General features: G+C 62.3%; 11 protein-coding genes. 7 read left to right on the top strand and 4 right to left on the bottom strand.

Annotation, left to right across the window (positions count from 1 at the left end; translation table 11 throughout):
* Positions 1-40 precede the first annotated feature (40 nt).
* The 5 genes from CCICO_RS08715 to CCICO_RS08695 all read left to right on the top strand — a co-directional run bounded on the left by CCICO_RS08715 (position 41) and on the right by CCICO_RS08695 (position 10837).
* Positions 41-3217 (top strand): ATP-dependent DNA helicase, encoded by a 3177-nt coding sequence (locus CCICO_RS08715; RefSeq protein WP_167540154.1) that lies wholly within the window; start codon positions 41-43, stop codon positions 3215-3217.
* Positions 3210-6656 carry an ATP-dependent helicase gene (locus CCICO_RS08710; RefSeq protein WP_018020157.1) on the top strand — a complete coding sequence of 1149 codons (3447 nt, stop codon included), beginning with the start codon at positions 3210-3212 and terminating at the stop codon, positions 6654-6656. Before CCICO_RS08715 ends, CCICO_RS08710 begins: the two co-directional genes overlap by 8 nt.
* A 94-nt stretch (positions 6657-6750) precedes the next feature.
* A complete protein-coding gene (locus tag CCICO_RS08705) occupies positions 6751-7872 on the top strand; it encodes a potassium channel family protein (protein ID WP_051067272.1) in 1122 nt (373 codons plus the stop codon).
* Positions 7873-7875: 3 nt separating this feature from the next.
* Positions 7876-8685 carry an NAD(+) diphosphatase gene (locus CCICO_RS08700; protein ID WP_244264008.1) on the top strand — a complete coding sequence of 270 codons (810 nt, stop codon included), beginning with the start codon at positions 7876-7878 and terminating at the stop codon, positions 8683-8685.
* 43 nt (positions 8686-8728) lie between these two features.
* Positions 8729-10837: an ATP-dependent DNA helicase UvrD2 gene (locus tag CCICO_RS08695; protein WP_026161529.1), complete on the top strand. Its 2109-nt coding sequence runs from the start codon at positions 8729-8731 to the stop codon at positions 10835-10837.
* 19 nt (positions 10838-10856) lie between these two features.
* Here the strand turns inward: CCICO_RS08695 and CCICO_RS08690 are convergent, their stop codons facing one another.
* A complete protein-coding gene (locus CCICO_RS08690) occupies positions 10857-11750 on the bottom strand; it encodes a hypothetical protein (RefSeq protein WP_018020161.1) in 894 nt (297 codons plus the stop codon).
* Positions 11751-11871: 121 nt separating this feature from the next.
* Here CCICO_RS08690 and CCICO_RS08685 point away from each other — a divergent pair, with 121 nt between their 5' ends.
* Complete coding sequence (locus tag CCICO_RS08685) at positions 11872-12393, top strand: SprT-like domain-containing protein (protein WP_040357856.1); 522 nt, start codon at positions 11872-11874, stop codon at positions 12391-12393.
* 44 nt (positions 12394-12437) lie between these two features.
* Here CCICO_RS08685 and CCICO_RS08680 read toward each other — a convergent pair whose 3' ends face one another.
* Positions 12438-13895 carry a zinc-dependent metalloprotease gene (locus CCICO_RS08680; RefSeq protein WP_018020163.1) on the bottom strand — a complete coding sequence of 486 codons (1458 nt, stop codon included), beginning with the start codon at positions 13893-13895 and terminating at the stop codon, positions 12438-12440.
* Positions 13896-14030: 135 nt separating this feature from the next.
* On the opposite strand from CCICO_RS08680, the gene CCICO_RS08675 reads away from it, so the two are divergent.
* Positions 14031-15089: a YlbL family protein gene (locus CCICO_RS08675; RefSeq protein WP_026161530.1), complete on the top strand. Its 1059-nt coding sequence runs from the start codon at positions 14031-14033 to the stop codon at positions 15087-15089.
* 46 nt (positions 15090-15135) lie between these two features.
* On the opposite strand, the gene CCICO_RS08670 is transcribed toward CCICO_RS08675, so the two are convergent.
* Both CCICO_RS08670 and CCICO_RS08665 read right to left on the bottom strand, forming a co-directional pair.
* Complete coding sequence (locus CCICO_RS08670) at positions 15136-15813, bottom strand: hypothetical protein (RefSeq protein WP_018020165.1); 678 nt, start codon at positions 15811-15813, stop codon at positions 15136-15138.
* A 158-nt stretch (positions 15814-15971) separates the two neighbouring features.
* Complete coding sequence (locus tag CCICO_RS08665) at positions 15972-16505, bottom strand: PPA1309 family protein (RefSeq protein WP_018020166.1); 534 nt, start codon at positions 16503-16505, stop codon at positions 15972-15974.
* Positions 16506-16745: the final 240 nt, after the last annotated feature.

Raw genomic sequence — 16745 nt, 5'->3', positions numbered from 1 at the left:
ATCGCTGTGAGTGTCCACTTCCTCTGCAACAATGATGGGCATGAATAGCACCCCGCTGATGGCCCCACCACCGAACCCTACGGTGACAGTGACTTATCCTGGTCCGCGTGATACGCCTCGCAGGACGTGGTCCTGCGAGGCACGCGAGCTAGTGGAAGCTAGATTGACGGGCACCGTCAAGCTGAGTGGCGCCGCCAACACGGGCGTGAGTTCCGCCTTGAGCGATACGGTGGTGGGGTTGATCAACGCGGGAGTGGATCCGGCAGAGATTGCGCTGATCACTACCGCCAAGGAGACGGCGAGCTATCACCGCAGTGAGCTCTCCTCTATTTTGGGTAGCCGCGCAGAGGGCTTTGCCTCGGCGGGGACGCTCGTGCGTTCCATTCACTCCTTAGCTTTCGCAATTGTCCGGGCCTCGCGCCAGAACGATATCGGCACCTCGCCCCGCATGATGACCGGAGCCGAGCAGGATGCGGTTATTCGCGAGCTTCTCGACGGCCACCGCGAGCGCGGCGGAGCCTATTGGCCGGACGAGCAACACGAGGCACTCGAACTTATCGGCTTCGCCCGCGGTCTGCGTGATTTTTTGCTGCGCGCTCAAGAGCGCGGCCTCGGCGCCGGGGACCTCGAGCAGCTCGGAGAGGACTGGAACCGCCCCCTCTGGACTGCCGCGGGGCAGTTTCTGCGAGAGTATCGCCACACCATGGCGCTTTCGGGGCAGGACTCGCTCAATGCCTCCGAGCTTTTGGCCGAGGCTCATCGCCTGATCATTGATGATGACCGGCTCGCCCAACAAGTCGCCCGCTCAGCGCGGTATGTGCTGGTTGATGATGCTCAGAATCTCGACCCTAAAGCGGCTGGGTTGATCGAGGCGCTCACTCCGCACACCACGCTCATGGTGCTCGGCGGCAACCCTGAGCATTCCGTGTTCCACTTCCGCGGCGCGGATCCCGACTTCTTCACCGATTATCAAGCCGAGCACACCATCGAACTGACACAGCCTCACGTCCACGCGCGTTCACAGTATGTGGTGGCTGCGGATGCTCGAAGCCACCACGACTTCATCGCGGATCGCGTGCGTCGTGCTGGGCTACTCGATAAGGTGGCTTGGCGCGATATCGCGGTGATCGTGCGTAGTTCAGGAGAGATTGGCAGCCTCCAACGTGCGCTTCTCATTGCTGGTGTGCCCGTTCACGTGGACAACTCGGCGATGGTGCTGAAAGAACAGCGGGTGGTGTCGAGCCTGCTCATCGCCGCACGAAGCCTACTGGGCCGAATCAGTAGCGCCGAGCTCAGTGAGCTCATCCTCGGCCCCGTCGGCGGCGCCGATCCTGTCACCTACCGTCGTCTCTTGCGCGGTCTGCGAGCCGCAGAGAAACACCACGGTGGCGGCCGCCGATCCATCGAGGTACTTGAGGATCTCCTGCTTCCTCAATCCCCGGGCTACACCGCGCCGGAAAATGCCGAGATCCGTGAGCATCTCACGGAGCGCGAGACCCAGATTTTGCAGCGCACCGCTGACGTTCTCGATGCAGGCCGAGCGGCATATGAACGAGGCGAGTCCGTGGAAGCGGTGCTGTGGGCGCTGTGGGAGGCCACCGGCCTAGCCCAGCACCTGCAGGCGGTCTCGCTACGTGGTGGGGCGTCCGGTTCCCAGGCAGATCAAGATCTCGACGCAGCCATGGCATTGTTCGACACCGCCGGTGACTACACCGAGCGTCGCCCCGGGGCCTCCTTTTCCAGCTTCATCTCCTATATCGACAGCCTCGATGTGCCTTCGCTCACCCGCGAGCGGCGGGGCGCAAAAACGGACGCCGTCACCATCCTTACCGCCCACTCGGTCGTGGGCATGCACTTTCGCCTCGTGTTAGTTGCAGGAGTCAATGAAGGTGCGTGGCCGCAACTAGGAGAGACGGGCACCCTCTTCGGTCAGGAAGAATTGATCAACCACACAGACGAGGACATCGACCCAGGGGTGCATGTCACCCACACGGTCGAGCGGGAAGCAGAGGAACGCCGCCTGCTCAACTTGGCGTGTTCCCGAGCGACCGAACAGCTCTACATCGTGGCTGTGGATGACAGCGGCAGCGAGGACGGGACCACCGAACCCTCCCGCTTCCTCGCGGAGTATCCGGTGAGTATGCGAGTACACAGCGCCGAGGCGGTGGTAGACAGCGAGGATGCGGACTCGGCCGTGCAGATCGTGCAGCCGCGCATGCTCTCTACGTCGAGTGTGATTGCGGAGCTGCGGCGCTGCCTCGAAAACCCGCAGTCTAGGCCCGCCGATCGGGAGCACGCCGCTTATCATCTCGCCCGCCTAGCAGAGGCCGGAGTGCTGGGCGCCAACCCCAATGAATGGTGGGGTATGCGGGAAAGCTCCACCACTGAGCCACTCGTGAAACCCGGCGCTACGGTGCGCCTGTCTCCCTCGCGTATCGAAAAAAGCCTCGATTGTCCTCTCGTGGGCTCTGTGGGTGATTTCGCTAGTTCCGCCAGCGGTAGTCCGCAGATCGTGGGCTCGCTCGTTCACGCCTTTGCCGAGACCCTCGACAATGGTGCGGAGGAGCAGGCAGCTCGAGAACTCGTCATGGAGGCGTTTCGCGCCCAGCTCGACGATGCTGAGTGGCGCGTGGAGGCCGAGACAGAGAAGTTTCGGACCATGCTGGACAAAACAGCTCGGTGGATCGAGGGAGCCAACACTGACACCACCCTCGTGGGCATCGAGCGCCGAGCGAGGGTGCGGATCGGCCACCTTGACGATGGCGACCATGATGTGCTGATTTCGGGTCGGCTTGACCGCATTGACCGCGCTGGAGACAACCTGCGTGTGGTGGACTACAAAACCTCTGCCGAAGCCATTGGGCTGAAGGATGTTGCTTCGCACGCCCAACTCTCGGCCTACCAAGTGGCGGTGTCCCATGCCCGCCTCGATGATGAAGGCAATCTCTTCACCCGCGGCCCCGATGATCCGGAATTGGAGCGCGATGGGGCAGTGCTGGTGTATGTCGGAACCGGCACCAAAAGCACCACAACTCGGCAGCAGGCGCGTTTAGATGAGCAACAGCTCGCGGACTTCGAGGGAAAGCTCATCGAACTTGCCCGCCACACCACCCAGCCTCGGCTGCTCGCCGAGATCAACGAAAACCAATGCAAGTACTGCACGCTGACAGCGGTGTGCCCGGCACAGGAGCAGGGAAGGAGCCTCTTCAATGGCTAAGCACACTCACGCTCGTCTCTCACCCAGCGAACTTTCACACAAGCTGAATCAGCCCTATGCGCCTACCGAACAGCAAGCCGAGGTGATCGGGGCAGACCAAGGATCACTACTGGTGGTGGCGGGCGCCGGCGCAGGCAAAACGGAAACCATGGCAGCGCGCGTGGTGTGGCTCGTGGCCAACGGACTCGTGCGCCCAGACCAAGTGCTGGGCCTAACCTTCACTAAGAAAGCAGCATCCCAGCTGGAACAACGCATTCGGCGCAACCTAGCAACGTTGAAGAACACGCTGGGGCTTGCGGTGGATGAACAGGGTCGCGAGCTCAGCATTGAGCCGAAAGTTTCCACCTATGATTCCTACTGCGGCGATCTTGTATCCGAGTATGGGCTGCTGCTTCCCATTGAAACCACCGCACGGCTCATCACTGAGACCGAGCTGTATCAATATTGCTACGAAGTCGTGCGCGATCATTCCACCCCCATCGCCGGCAGCCCCAGTATGAGCACGGCGATCAAAGACACCATCAACCTCATGGAAGCACTCGATTCACACCTCGTGGATGAAGAGGATCTTGATGCTGCCCAACGCGAGTACGTGGCGCTGATTGATGGACTCGATCCCGGCCCGCGCCAAAAAAAGAAATACACCGGAGATGTGGAGAAACTCATTCACCGCCTCCAGCTCCGCGAGGCCTATATTCCGCTGGTGCAGCAGCTCCGCCGCCACATGAAGCGCGACAACGTGGCTACCTTTGGGCAGAAGCTCTCCGCGGCCGCGCGTATCGCCCAGAACTACCCGCAGGTGGGATATAAAGAACGCCGCAAGTTTCGCGTGGTCATGCTCGATGAGTACCAAGACACCTCGAATGCGCAACGACTCCTGCTGTCGAGTCTGTTTGGTGGCACCGATCGCGCGCTAAGCGTGACCGCCGTTGGCGACCCCATGCAGGCTATCTACGGGTGGCGTGGCGCCACCTCCACCAACCTCGAGCAATTCGCCAAGGACTTCCCTGCGATCGCAGAGGATGGCACCACCTCAGCGGCGCCGAAAGCGCAGCTGACAACCTCGTGGCGTAACCCGAGCGGAGTGCTCGAGCTAGCCAACGCCGTGTCCTCCTCCGTGCTGGAACGGGATGGGGCCCAGCGTAGCGTCGAGAAGCTGAGCTCTCGGCCAGATGCAGGCAGTGGCGATATCTCGCTCGGGTGGTTCGACACGAACGAAGAAGAAGTGGAGTATGTGGCCGATAGTCTGGCCCGGCGCTTCCACGAAAAACAAGAGGCAGGGCAGCGGTTCACGGGGGCGGTGCTGGTGCGAAAGAACATACACATCGGAGCCATCGCCGCAGCCTTGGCTGAGCGCGGTATCCCCTATGAGATCGTCGGCCTAGCTGGGCTGCTCGAGGTACCCGAGGTGGCCGATGTACTTGCTATTGCCACCATGCTGGTGGCCCCTGATAACAATGCCGCCGCCATGCGGGTGTTGTGTGGACCCTTGGTCAACCTCGGCCTGCAAGACCTCGCCGTGCTGCACCGCCGCGCCGAAAACATAGCGGGCAGGGTGAATTCCAGCGGGGAGAAGGTAGAAGACCCCAGGCTATCGTCCGCCGATCCACTCGAGCGGCTACGTGCCTCCATCGACAGCGCTCTCAGCGATGAGCCCGATGCCCACGTGGGGCTTGTGGATGCCATCGCCGATCTTGGAGAGCCAGAGCTCTACAGCGAGGAAGGCTACCGGCGCCTCACCGAGCTGAGCTCCCAGCTGCGGTATCTGCGTTCCTACTCGCTATCGAAGCCGCTGACCGAGATCATTGCGGATATCGAGCGGGTGTTTTCCATCCGCACTGAGGCCCTCGTGCGCCGAGACCCGAGTGCGGACGGCAGCGCCGGAGTGGCACACCTGAACCAGCTGGCAGAAAAGGTGGCCGAATTTAGCCGTACTCCCGGTGCGTCTTTGCCGTCCATGCTCAGTTATTTCGAGCTGGCCAAAGAAAGAGAGGACGGTTTTGACCGCGCTGAGGTAGCGGTACACAGTGACCGTGTGCAGCTGCTCACCGTTCACAAATCCAAAGGCCTGGAGTGGGACACCGTTGCGGTGCTGCACTGCGATAACAGCACCTACAACGATTCGGAGAGCAAGCGGAAGAGTTTCGACCACTGGATCAATGAGGTCAAAGAGCTGCCGCCGGTGCTTCGTGGTGACGCCGCCGTTGTGGATATCTCCGGAGTTGAGAATCCCAATGGGGTGCCCGTGTTGGACCTTGAGGGATGCACCACCCAAACCGAGGCTTCGCGGGCGATCGCCGAGCACCGCAACGAGCTGTGGCAGGGGCATCTCGACGAGGTGGTGCGCCTGTTCTACGTGGCGATAACCCGCACCGAGCACACGCTGATCGTCACCGGCTCGGCACGACCCGCAGCGAGTGATAAAGAGGTCAAGCCTTTCGAGCACCTCACCGCGCTGCGAGACCTCGCCCCAGACTCCGTGGTGCATTGGCACGAGCCCAGCGGTGAGGATGCCGCAGCGGAGAGCACACCCCAGGAGGCCCCAGCCGCGCCCGATGAGCCGGAGGTGGACAATTACTTCCCGCGCCAGTGGAAGCAGGAGAAGGCCACAGCGCTAGGAATCGCCCACGACAACCCAGACTATTCCACGCGGATACTCGACGAGGCCGCCACGGCCGTGCATGCGGCACGCCACCGGCGGTGGGAAGATCTCCCCGCCAATAGCAGCGAGATCAGCCAGCTATGGCGCAACGAGGTGGCGGCCCTGATCGCCGAGCACGAGGCGGCCCTTAATCCCGTGGTGAGCGTGGAGCTTAGCCATGAGCTATCGACCTCGGATTTGGTCTCGCTCAAGGCCAGCCCAGAGGATTTCGCCCGTCGCCAGCACCGCCCCGTGCCCTTCAAACCCAATGCCTACGCCAAGCGCGGCACGGCACTACACCAGTGGATCGAGGATCGATTCGGAGCTACCTCCTTGCTCGATGATGACCAGCTGCCCGGCACGGGGGAGGAGATCGATCCCCAAGGCGTGGAGCTAGAGCAGCTCAAGCAGAAATTCCTTGCAAGCCAGTGGGCGGATCGCACCCCCACCTACGTGGAGCATCCCTTCGAGATCTCTATTGGCGGCAGCATGGTGCGTGGCCGTATCGATGCGATCTTCCACTTCGGAGACGATGAGGCCTCCGGCTGGTATGTGGTGGATTGGAAAACGGGACGCCCGCCCACAGGTGCGGACATGCAGGCAGCCCAAATCCAGCTGGCCGTCTACCGGCTTGCGTGGTCGCGTCTGCTGTCGAGCCGGTTGGGTCGGGAGATTGATCCGGAGTCGGTGCGTGCAGCCTTCCACTACATCGCCTACGATCACACTCTCGAACCGAGTAAGCTACCCGATGAGATAGAGCTCGCCGCGCTTATGCACGCCAACGACCACCAGTCCTAAAACCATGAGGCTGGGCAATCACGTGGAGCGCGCGGGCTGGAGAGCACCACCATGACCCCCGCACCCGAGCAGCAAGGATGTAGCCGTGGCGAGAATGCGTAATAGGTTCGGTACCCGAGCCCGCGCTAGGCAACCCGTGGTGCGCCGCCCCACTGAACTGGATGATCTGCCGGACTATGCGCTGCTGAACATCATCCGGATCCCGCAGGAGCGGCGCTCCTCGCCGTGGTTGCTCATCGCCCGCCGCGTGGTTTATGCCATCGTGCTCATCCTCACGGTTACGGTGATCGTTTACTTCGACAGCGGCGGCTACACCGAGCCGTTGTCCTTCCTCGATGCGCTGTACTACTCGGTGGTGTCGCTTTCCACCACCGGCTATGGCGATATCGCCCCGGTGACCGACCGGGCCCGCCTGCTGAACGTTATTGTGGTGACCCCGCTGCGTATCGCCTTCCTGATCCTCTTGGTGGGCACGACGCTGGCGGTGCTCACCGAGGAATCCCGCCGCACCCTACAAATCCAACGATGGAGGAAGCGCTTGCGCAATCACACAGTGGTCATCGGCTACGGCACCAAGGGACGCTCTGCAGTGACCGCGCTGCTGGCGGACGGTGTACCGCCCGGACAGATCGTGGTAGTTGACACCAACCGGCAGGCCTTGGAGCGCGCCTCGGGGCACAATCTCGTGACTGTCCAAGGCAACGCCACCAAGTCCGATGTGCTCAAGCTAGCCGGGGTGTCGCGTGCTCGGGCAGTGGTGGTGGCTCCCAACCAAGATGACACCGCGGTGCTCATCACCTTGTCGGTGCGCGAGATCGCGCCCTCGGCGATGATCGTGGCCTCGGTGCGTGAATCCGAAAACCTGCACCTAGTGGAGCAGTCCGGCGCCGATTCGGTGGTGATTTCCTCCGAAACCGCCGGCCGGATGCTGGGCCTGGCCACTGTTACCCCGCCGGTGGTGGAGATGATGGAAGATCTTCTCTCCCCGGGCGAGGGGTTCTCCATTGCGGAGCGGATGGTGAAAGAAGACGAGGTGGGCGCCAACCCCCGCCACCTGGCGGATATCGTGCTGGGTGTGGTGCGCTCCGGCAAGCTCTACCGCATCGATGCCCAGGAGGCGGAGTCTGTCGAACCCGGCGACCGACTGCTTTATGTGCGCCGTGTGCTTTCCGCCGATATCGCCGAGGCGGAGTCCTCGCGCGGGGAAAGCACCTAGCCCGTGGCGCAGGAATCAACAGCGCGCTATTTCCTCGTCGGTCCGCAGCATGTCATCGCCTGTGGGCTCAGCGGCGAGGAGCTTCACGTCTGTGGCGTGAGCGCCGAGGCTATTGCTCGGCGAGTGAGCGTGGATACGCAGCGAGCCCTCTTTGCTGTGAAGGGGGAAGCCCAGGCGCTCGCGTGCGCCGAGCAGCTGGGGGCACGGATTCTTGGGCCTGGAGATCCCGAGTTTTGGCACGGCTCCATCGCCGGTCACGCCGCGCTGCTGCGGGCCTTGGCACTAGTGGAGTACAAGGACAACACGCATTTCGACCCCGCGGACGGCTCCGCTTTGGACTATCTCGCGGATTCCGCCCAGGCGCGGGGTGGCTCTGGCTGGGTGTTTCCGCGCATCGATCCCGCCGTGATCGGGGTGGTGGAGCTGCGCGAACAGCAGCGCATTCTGGTGGGCCGGAACGCGCAGCGCTCCCAGTATTTTTCGCTCATCGCCGGCTATGTCGAACCTGGTGAGTCGGTGGAGTCGGCCTTCATTCGTGAGGTGCGGGAGGAAACCGGCCGACGGGTAGAGCGGGTGCGCTATGTGGCCAGCCAGCCGTGGCCGCTGTCCGGCTCGCTTATGCTCGGCATGTACGGCACCACCAGCGACGTGCGTCCCCACAGCGCCACCGATAACGAGTTGCGGGAAACGCGGTGGGTAAGCGCCAGCGACATTCGTGAACAGCGCTTTCCGCAGCCGCGGGCAGGATCTATAGCGCACAGCATGATGCACGCGTGGGCGGCCGGTAGGCTCTTCGACGCGCTGCGTGCCTAAGAACGACCACACCACCATCACAGGGAAGGTGCTTTTCGACGCCATGTTCAGCCTCGATGACCTCGACGAGGACCAACGCCGCGCCGCCGCGGCGCCACGCGGCCCAGTCTGCATTCTGGCCGGCGCCGGTACCGGTAAAACACGCACCATCACCTACCGCATCGCCAACCTCGTAAACGAGGGCATGGTCTCGCCGAACCGGGTGCTGGCTGTCACGTTCACCACCCGTGCCGCGGGCGAGCTGAGGCAACGGCTGCGCAGCATGGGGGTTCAGGCCGTGCAAGCCCGCACCTTCCACTCCGCGGCGCGCCGACAATTGGCCTATTTTTGGCCCTCGATTGCCGGTGATTTGCCGTGGCGGATGCTGGATAATCAATTTGGCGCGGTGGCCCGGGCGGTGCGGGCGGTGGGGTTGGATACCTCGACAGAATCCATTCGAGACGTGCTAGGCGAGATCTCGTGGGCTAAGGCGAGCCTGCTCACCCCTGAGGCCTATCCGCAGGAGGTAGAAAAGACCCTGCGCACCGCACCGGCGAATCCGGCTAAGATCGCCCAGGCGTATGAGCGCTACGAGCAGTTGAAAAACACCAAGGAGGGGGTGCTGCTCGACTTCGATGATCTGCTCATTCATGTCGCTGGGGCCCTAGAGAACGCCCCAGCGGTGGCCGAGGAGTTTCGCGATCAATACCGCACCTTCGTGGTGGACGAGTACCAGGATGTCACCCCGCTGCAGCAGCGGGTCTTGGATGCGTGGCTCGGCGATCGCAGCGATCTCACGGTGGTGGGCGATGCCAACCAGACCATTTATTCCTTTACTGGTGCCACCCCGCGCTATCTGCTGGACTTCCAGCGCCGCTATCCACACGCCACCACCGTGCGCCTGCAGCGCGACTACCGATCCACCCCACAGATCACCACGGTGGCCAATATGGTGATCGGGGAGGCCAGCGGCCGCATTGCCGGTACGCGCCTCCAGCTAGAGGGGCTGCGCCCACCGGGCCCGGCGCCGAGCTTTGAATCCTTTGCGGATGAACACGCCGAGGCTCGCGGGGTGGTTCAGCGCATCCACGAGCTCATGAATAATGGGGTTCCTACCTCCGAGATTGCGGTGCTGTTTCGAATCCGCGCCCAGTCGCCCGCGTATGAGCAGGCGCTTGCCGACGCCGGCATCCCCTATCAAGTCCAGCAAGGCGAGGGTTTTTATGACCGGGCCGAGGTACGCCAAGCGATGGCGCTGCTGGTGCGCGCCGCGCAGAAACTCAACCGCCAGATCCAGGTGGAGCGCACGGCGGGAGTGGCCGAAGAAGAGTTGAAGCGCATCGGCCCGAGTGGGGTGGAGCTCAATGGGTTTGTGCGCGATCTGCTTGCTGATGTGGGCCTGAGCGAAAAAGAACCTGAGGGCGCTAAGCAGCGCGAACGCTGGCAGTCCCTGAAGGCGCTGGCCGATGTGATCGAGGATCTCACCACCTCGCATCCCACGTGGGGGTTGCAGGAGGTGATGGATCAGGTGCATCAACGCGCCGCCGCTAAGCAGGATCCGACGGTCGAGGGTGTCACCCTTGCCACCTTGCACGCCGCTAAGGGCCTGGAATGGGATGCGGTGTTTGTGGTGGGTTTGGTGGAGAAAACCCTGCCGATTAGCCACGCCATCAAATCGGGGAACGAGGCCATCGAGGAGGAACGCCGACTGTTTTATGTGGGTATTACCCGTGCCCGCGAGCATCTGTTTTGTTCGTGGGCGCTGGCTCGCAAAGAAGGCGGGCGGGCCTCACGCAAGCGCAGCCGATTTTTGGATGTTGTGGTGCCGGAGGTGGATATCTCCTCGGTTCCGCCGCGTTCTCGCCGTTCGAAGCGCTGCCGAGTGTGCGGCAAGTCGCTGATGACCCCGCAGGACAAAGTGGCGGGCCGGCATGAGGACTGCCCATCGGGGGCGGATGCGGCGATCTTCGAGCGCCTGAAGCAGTGGCGCCGCGCCGAGGCGGAAGACCTCAACGCCCCAGCGTATATCGTGTTTACCGATGCCACTTTGACCGCGATCGCCGAGGAGATGCCCGCCACCAAAGCTGAGCTTCTGGATATTTCGGGGATCGGGCCGATGAAGGTGGAGCAGTTCGGCGAGTCCTTGCTGCAGCTTCTCGACGAGCTTCGCTAGCCCCCGGCGCCCAGGCTGTTTAGGGCCTAGTCGAGTTCACCTCGAAGCACACGGGGCAGATGGGGTGAGCCGCCACCTGATCTTCCCGCACCGAGGTGTGAGTGATACTCCAGCGGGTGCCGGCAGCCACCAGCTGCGGCTGGGTGCCTTCGTGGACGGCCTGCACGAGCGCGGCGATCACCGCGGCGGTGGCGGTGGTGGTGATGGGGTTGGGTTCGAGCTTATGCGGGATGCGCTGGGCGAGAATGTCGGACCATGCTGGGTCGGCGTCGCTGCGGTAAAGCTCCATGCACAGCGGGCAGGGGCCGCGATTGCCTCGGCGGATCGGCCCAATGCAATAGTGGCCATCGATCACATCGGCCAGGATCAGCGGCTGCTGCTCAGCCAGCAGCCGGGTGAGCAGCGGGGCGAGGAGCCGATGCTGGCTGATTTCATCGATTACGAGCACCGGATGGGTGGGAAGCTGGGCGATGTCGTGCACGAAGGAATACACAAAATCCGGGTGCTGCGGCCGGTGCACACTCACCCCAGTGGCCTCGAGCACGCCCTGCACCTGCGTGGCGAGTTCGGAACGCCCAATGAGGCTGGCGGTGCGGCCGATGTCTGGACAGGCCTGAAGGATGTGGTGCTCGAGGAGATCGTCGATAAGCGAGCGCGCCGCAGTGGCCGACATGCCGGCTTCTTCCAACCATGCGGCCAGCTGGGAGCGGGGTGTGGGCGTGTGCACCCGCCTGAACCTGCGGGCGATGGCGACGCCGATCAGCGGCGTGAACTCGTCGATCACTACCGCGGTGTGCGGGTTTTGCCCGAATTGCAGCGCGCCGCAAGGACGGATGAATACCGCAATCCCGTCCCGTAGGCGCAGCGATGCGCGCGCCGCAGCGGTGGCATGATGCTCAGCCGGTGGTTGCATAGTGACGTTCCCCCAAACCCCAAGATGCATCGGCAGCGGCCCGTGCCGCCGCCGTGTCTGGAGATAGTTCTACTACACGAACACCCCTCGCGCAGCGGAGGCGGACTACACTGGCGTGCTTGTGACTCACAAGCAGCCCCCAGTGACGGTGATTCGTTCCGCAAAGCGCAAGAAAACCGCCGCCATCGAGGCCCGTGGCGACGGCTATGTGGTGCGCATTCCCGCGCGGATGAGCGCCCGCGAGGAAGAAAAGATGGTGGCCTCTTTGGTCCGTCGCATCGAAGCGAAGCGCGCTCGCGGCCAGCTGCACGACGATGATGCTTTACGACGCCGCGCCGAGGAACTCAACGCCCAGTATCTCGAGTCGCGCGCCCGCATAAGTTCTATCCGCTGGGTGCGCAACCAGCATCGGCGCTGGGGATCTACCAGCGTGGCCGAGGGATCAATTCGCCTCAGCCACAGGCTCAAGCCTTTGCCCAGCTATGTGGTGGACGCGGTGATAGTGCACGAAATGGTGCACACCTTCGTCCCCGGTGGGCACGGGCCAGAGTTTCGTGCATGGGTGATGCGCTATCCGCACACAGAAAAAGCTGAGGGCTTTTTAGAAGCCCTCAGCTTCATGGAGCAGCGCGCGCCCAGCTGATCCTGCGCCGGCTAGGAGCAGGATCCGCTGGTCGCAGTAGACGACTAGGAGTCGGTATCGGCGTCGCTGTCGCCGGACTCGGTGTCCCTAGGGTCGCTGTCCGTAGAGTCGGTGCCCTTTGAGTCGGCCTCACCAGTGTCCTGCTCGGCCTCGCGCGCAAGTTCTTCTTCAAGCTTGGCGATCTCAGCGATGGGATCGAAATCGCCGGCATCCTCCGAGCCCAGCAGCCCGTCGATGAACTCGGCGGAGTTATCTAGATCCTCGGCAACAGGCAGGAAATCGGGGTGATCCCACACGGCGTCGCGGCGCTCAATACCCACCGCGGTTTCGACCCGCCGCCACAGCTCTTGAGCTTCGGCCACCTTGGGGGCGGCGAACTCGATGCCTACCACCTTGGCAAAGGCCTTCTCGGCCGAGCCGCCGGTGGCACGGCGGCGGCGCCAAGCTTCGTTCATCGCCGCGGTAGACGGCACCCGATCGCCCATAGCCTCGGTCACGACCAGCTCCACCCAGCCTTCCACGAGAGCCAGCATCGTTTCCAAACGGCTCACCGCGCCGGCGTTGCGGGAGGTGACGGTGGGGGAGAGGTCCATGCCCTGCAGCCGGGCCATGGCCTCCTGAATACCCTCGGGATCTTGGGCCTCGGTCTGGATCTCCCGCATCGCTTCCTCCACATTGGAGGTGTCGATCACCAGCCCGGCAGCGTACTCCTCCACGGAGGAGACGAGCCGCTCCACCAACCAAGGCACGTGCTTAAACAAGCGCTGGCGCGCGGCCTCGCGGGCACAGAGATACACCAATGCCTCCTGGGCGGGCACCCCCAGGTCTTTGGACATGGCGTGCAGATTATGCGGCAGCACGGCGGTGGTATCGCGCGGAGCCACGGGCAGACCAAAGTCCGATCCCGTCAGGGCCTGGGTGGCCAGCTCGCCCAGCGCGTTGCCAAGCTGCATGCCGAAATTCATCGAGGACATACGGGAAAGCATGCCGCGCATCGGCGCGATCATTTCCTTTGCTTCCTCCGGCACGTTATCGAATTGCGCCTCGTTCATCTGCTCGGCCACAGGGGTAACAAAACGCTTCCACATCGGCAGCGTGTGTTGCAGCCAATCGTGGGCGTTCCACGCCTGGACCGTTGCTTCCGAGGTGGGTAGGTGGGTGGCGTCGTCCAGCCACAGCTCCGCTAAACGCACCGATTCACGCACTGCCTCCGCATCGTTGGCACGCACCGAATCCGGCGACCCAGCGGCTTGGCGGGCGATACGCTCGGCGAGGTTGTAATTCACCGGCCCCTCCGAGTTGGGGTCATTCATGCTCGAGCCCATATCGCTGAGCATCTGCCCAAACTGGTTGAGCATGTCTCCTAAACCACCGGATACAAACTTAGGGTCACCCCCCGAGCCTCCGGAAAAGAACATGCCAAAGGGCGATTGGTCATCCCGACGGCGGTCATCGTCATCGTCATCATTACCAAAGGAAAATCCAAATCCGTTACGGCTCATGGATCCAAATCTACCGCGCCCAAACGAGCGCTTGCTAGCACCACAGCCACGCTGAGAGCGAACACCCGCCGCGTCGCCCGTCAGCCGCGGTAGGGGTGAATCGATGCGCGGGTGAGGAAGGTAATGTGGTCTGACGTGAACCCTCGAAAGCGCACCTTAACCTACGGCGCCATCCCCGTGGTGGCGCTCGCCGTGCTCGCCAGCCTCGATCACGTTCCCGGCACCGACATCCCACTCACCGTGCCCTACGCTGCCGAGGGGCCTGGTCCCACCTACGATGTGCTCTCCGAGTTCGCGGGGAAACCCGTGGTGGAGATTACGGGAACCCCCACCCATGAGACCACCGGCAGCCTAGACATGACCACGGTGGTCGTGCGCCACAACATGTCGCTTGCGCAAACGATGGGGCGGTGGCTGTTTACTGATGACACCATCGTGCCTATCGATGCCGTCTTCCCTCAGGATAAGACGGAAGAAGAGATCCAAGAGATCAACCGGCAGGCCTTCGTGGACTCCGAGTCCGCGGCGGTAGTGGCCGCTATGAACTATCTCAAGCACCCCACTGAGGTTGAGGTGGTGTCGGTGTCAGCAGATTCCGCCGCAGATGGGCAGATACACCCGGGTGAGGTGGTGCGTGCCATTGACGGCACGAAGGTGGCCACGCCCGAGCAGGCCCGCGAGATCGTGCAATCTCACAAGGTGGGCGATGAAGTGACAGTTACTGTGCGCTCCGAGCAGGGAGAGCAACAGGAGAAAAACATCACCCTAGGCGAGAATTCTCGGCGCGAGGGCGAGCCACTGCTGGGCATTGTGATGCGGGCGATTCCAGGCGACAACGTGGATGTGGATTTTCACCTCGAGGATGTGGGAGGCCCCTCTGCCGGGCTGATCTTTACTCTCGGGGTGGTGGAAAAGCTCTCCGAGGAGGACATCAACGCCTCTTTGAATGTAGCCGGTACAGGCACGATCAGTGCCGACGGCAGCGTGGGGCCCATCGGCGGAATTCAACACAAGGTCACCGCCGCCCACCGTGACGCCGGCGCCGAGGTATTCCTCGCCCCCGAAGCCAACTGCGCTGAAGCGCTCAAGGGCGATCACGGCGACATGGAGATTATTAAGGTCACAGACCTCGCTGGCGCCATTTCGGCCTTGGAGGCCTATCACACCGGCGGCGATTACCCTACCTGCGGATAATCGCCCTGTTGCATTACTCTCCTAGCGCGCTGTGGCTCTAGGTGAGCTACTTTTCGTCCCCGTTGTCTTTTGTGTCTTTATCTTCGGAGTTGTCCTTATTAGTTTCGGAAGTTTCCGCCTGCGACTGCTCGGGCTGCTGGGCGAGCCCTAACTCATAGATGCGCTCTTCCGGATCCACATCATCGGTCGATACCATCTGCTGCAGCAATAAACCCTTGTCTTTATTGACCACAGTCACAATCGCCGTCGTGCCCATAATGGACCAGCCCACCACCCGGTCCTCGGACTTTTCCACTACCTGCGAATTCGAAAACTCAGTCAGCGCCTGCATCACAGATACAGCCTTGGTCTTCGAACTCATGAACTGAAAAGTGCCCACCTTAGGGCCGGTGCACGTCTTCGAGTTTGGCAGGCCATTGGGTTGGCAATCATTTAATTGCTCAAACAGCTCGCGCGGCGCCAAATCACCATAGATGTCATAGGCCTCGGCGATAGAGGCGTCCTTGAAATCCGAGGCATCGGCGCTATCCGCGGCGCTTGTCGACGCCGTCTCGCTGCTCTCTTCCGCCTCAGAGGAGGAGGGCTCCGTGGACTGGGAGGACGTAGAGGAGGTGGATGAGGAGTCCTGAGAATCCGGGGCATCCGCTGAATCAGAGCATCCCGCCACTGTGACGACAGCGGCCACGGCGAGCGCCGCTACAGGCAACAACCGAAAATCTTTCATGACAGTGCTATTTTCCTCCGTGTGGATGCAAGGCCGATGCGCACGCCACCATCTCCCACAAGCCTGACTTCTTGAGGCTCACGCCGCAGGAATCCAGTGGGCACAGCGCATCATCCATGCTAGTTCACCCAGCAGTGCGGGTGATAGGGATTGTGTGATCACTCTTCCTCAAAGGAATAGCGCAAGGCGGCAATGACCCCAGGGGCCACCCCAGTGCCGCCGCGAAGCTCAATATCGTCCTCCGCGAAGGCCCCCTTGGCTTCGAGTTCCTCCTCGGTGGGGCGAAGCTGCAGGAGAGTCAGATCGCTGCCGCCGCGTACCACGCCGGAAAACAACCGTGCTGGGCGAGCATCCGCATCCGCTTGATCCTCGCTATCTTTGAACATGATTTCTTGGGCCAGCACGGCGCCTTCGACGCCTTCGGGCCAGACAATGCGGGCGATGTAATCGCCTAATTCCTCTGAACCTGCCACGATGTGGCCGGGCAGGTTGTCTTGCACCACGAGAACGAAGGGTGAGTCATCGATATCCTCCGGGAGAGCGTCGATAAGCCGCTCGCGAGGAACCAGTGCGAACAGGGTGGGGGATGCATCCCACCCCTCGGCGTGAATGAACTCGACTGCCTCCAGCATGGCCTTGTTAAGGGCCTGCGGCAGAAGATACGTTGCTGCGGATTCTTCGTGATTGCCCATGGTTTCCTTGGATTACGTAATGTGGTGAACTGTCTATTCAGTTTTGGTAGATATGAGTGTGAGATGTGCCGGAGCTAGGTGTGGCTGCCGGGCGTCCTCGATCAGCATGAGGGGGTCCACGCGCACTGTCACACGCACCGCACTAGCTAGCTGGCGTCGATCGCGCTCGCACGGTATCGCCTTATGCCTCAACGGTACGGCAACCGTGGCTGATTGAGCGTGACTTAACCTAACAATGTG

It is taken from the genome of Corynebacterium ciconiae DSM 44920, from assembly GCF_030440575.1.
GTDB classification, from domain to species: Bacteria; Actinomycetota; Actinomycetes; order Mycobacteriales; family Mycobacteriaceae; genus Corynebacterium; species Corynebacterium ciconiae.
Note: the sequence above shows the minus strand (reverse complement) of the source record. Positions and strands in the feature narration are given on the sequence as shown.

Bases quoted from the DNA above. Each gene is read 5' to 3' on its own strand.
- CCICO_RS08715 (WP_167540154.1), top strand. From the start codon at position 41: ATGAATAGCACCCCGCTGATGGCCCCACCACCGAACCCTACGGTGACA.
- CCICO_RS08710 (WP_018020157.1), top strand. From the start codon at position 3,210: ATGGCTAAGCACACTCACGCTCGTCTCTCACCCAGCGAACTTTCACAC.
- CCICO_RS08705 (WP_051067272.1), top strand. From the start codon at position 6,751: ATGCGTAATAGGTTCGGTACCCGAGCCCGCGCTAGGCAACCCGTGGTG.
- CCICO_RS08695 (WP_026161529.1), top strand. From the start codon at position 8,729: ATGTTCAGCCTCGATGACCTCGACGAGGACCAACGCCGCGCCGCCGCG.
- CCICO_RS08690 (WP_018020161.1), bottom strand. From the start codon at position 11,750: ATGCAACCACCGGCTGAGCATCATGCCACCGCTGCGGCGCGCGCATCG.
- CCICO_RS08680 (WP_018020163.1), bottom strand. From the start codon at position 13,895: ATGAGCCGTAACGGATTTGGATTTTCCTTTGGTAATGATGACGATGAC.
- CCICO_RS08670 (WP_018020165.1), bottom strand. From the start codon at position 15,813: ATGAAAGATTTTCGGTTGTTGCCTGTAGCGGCGCTCGCCGTGGCCGCT.
- CCICO_RS08665 (WP_018020166.1), bottom strand. From the start codon at position 16,505: ATGGGCAATCACGAAGAATCCGCAGCAACGTATCTTCTGCCGCAGGCC.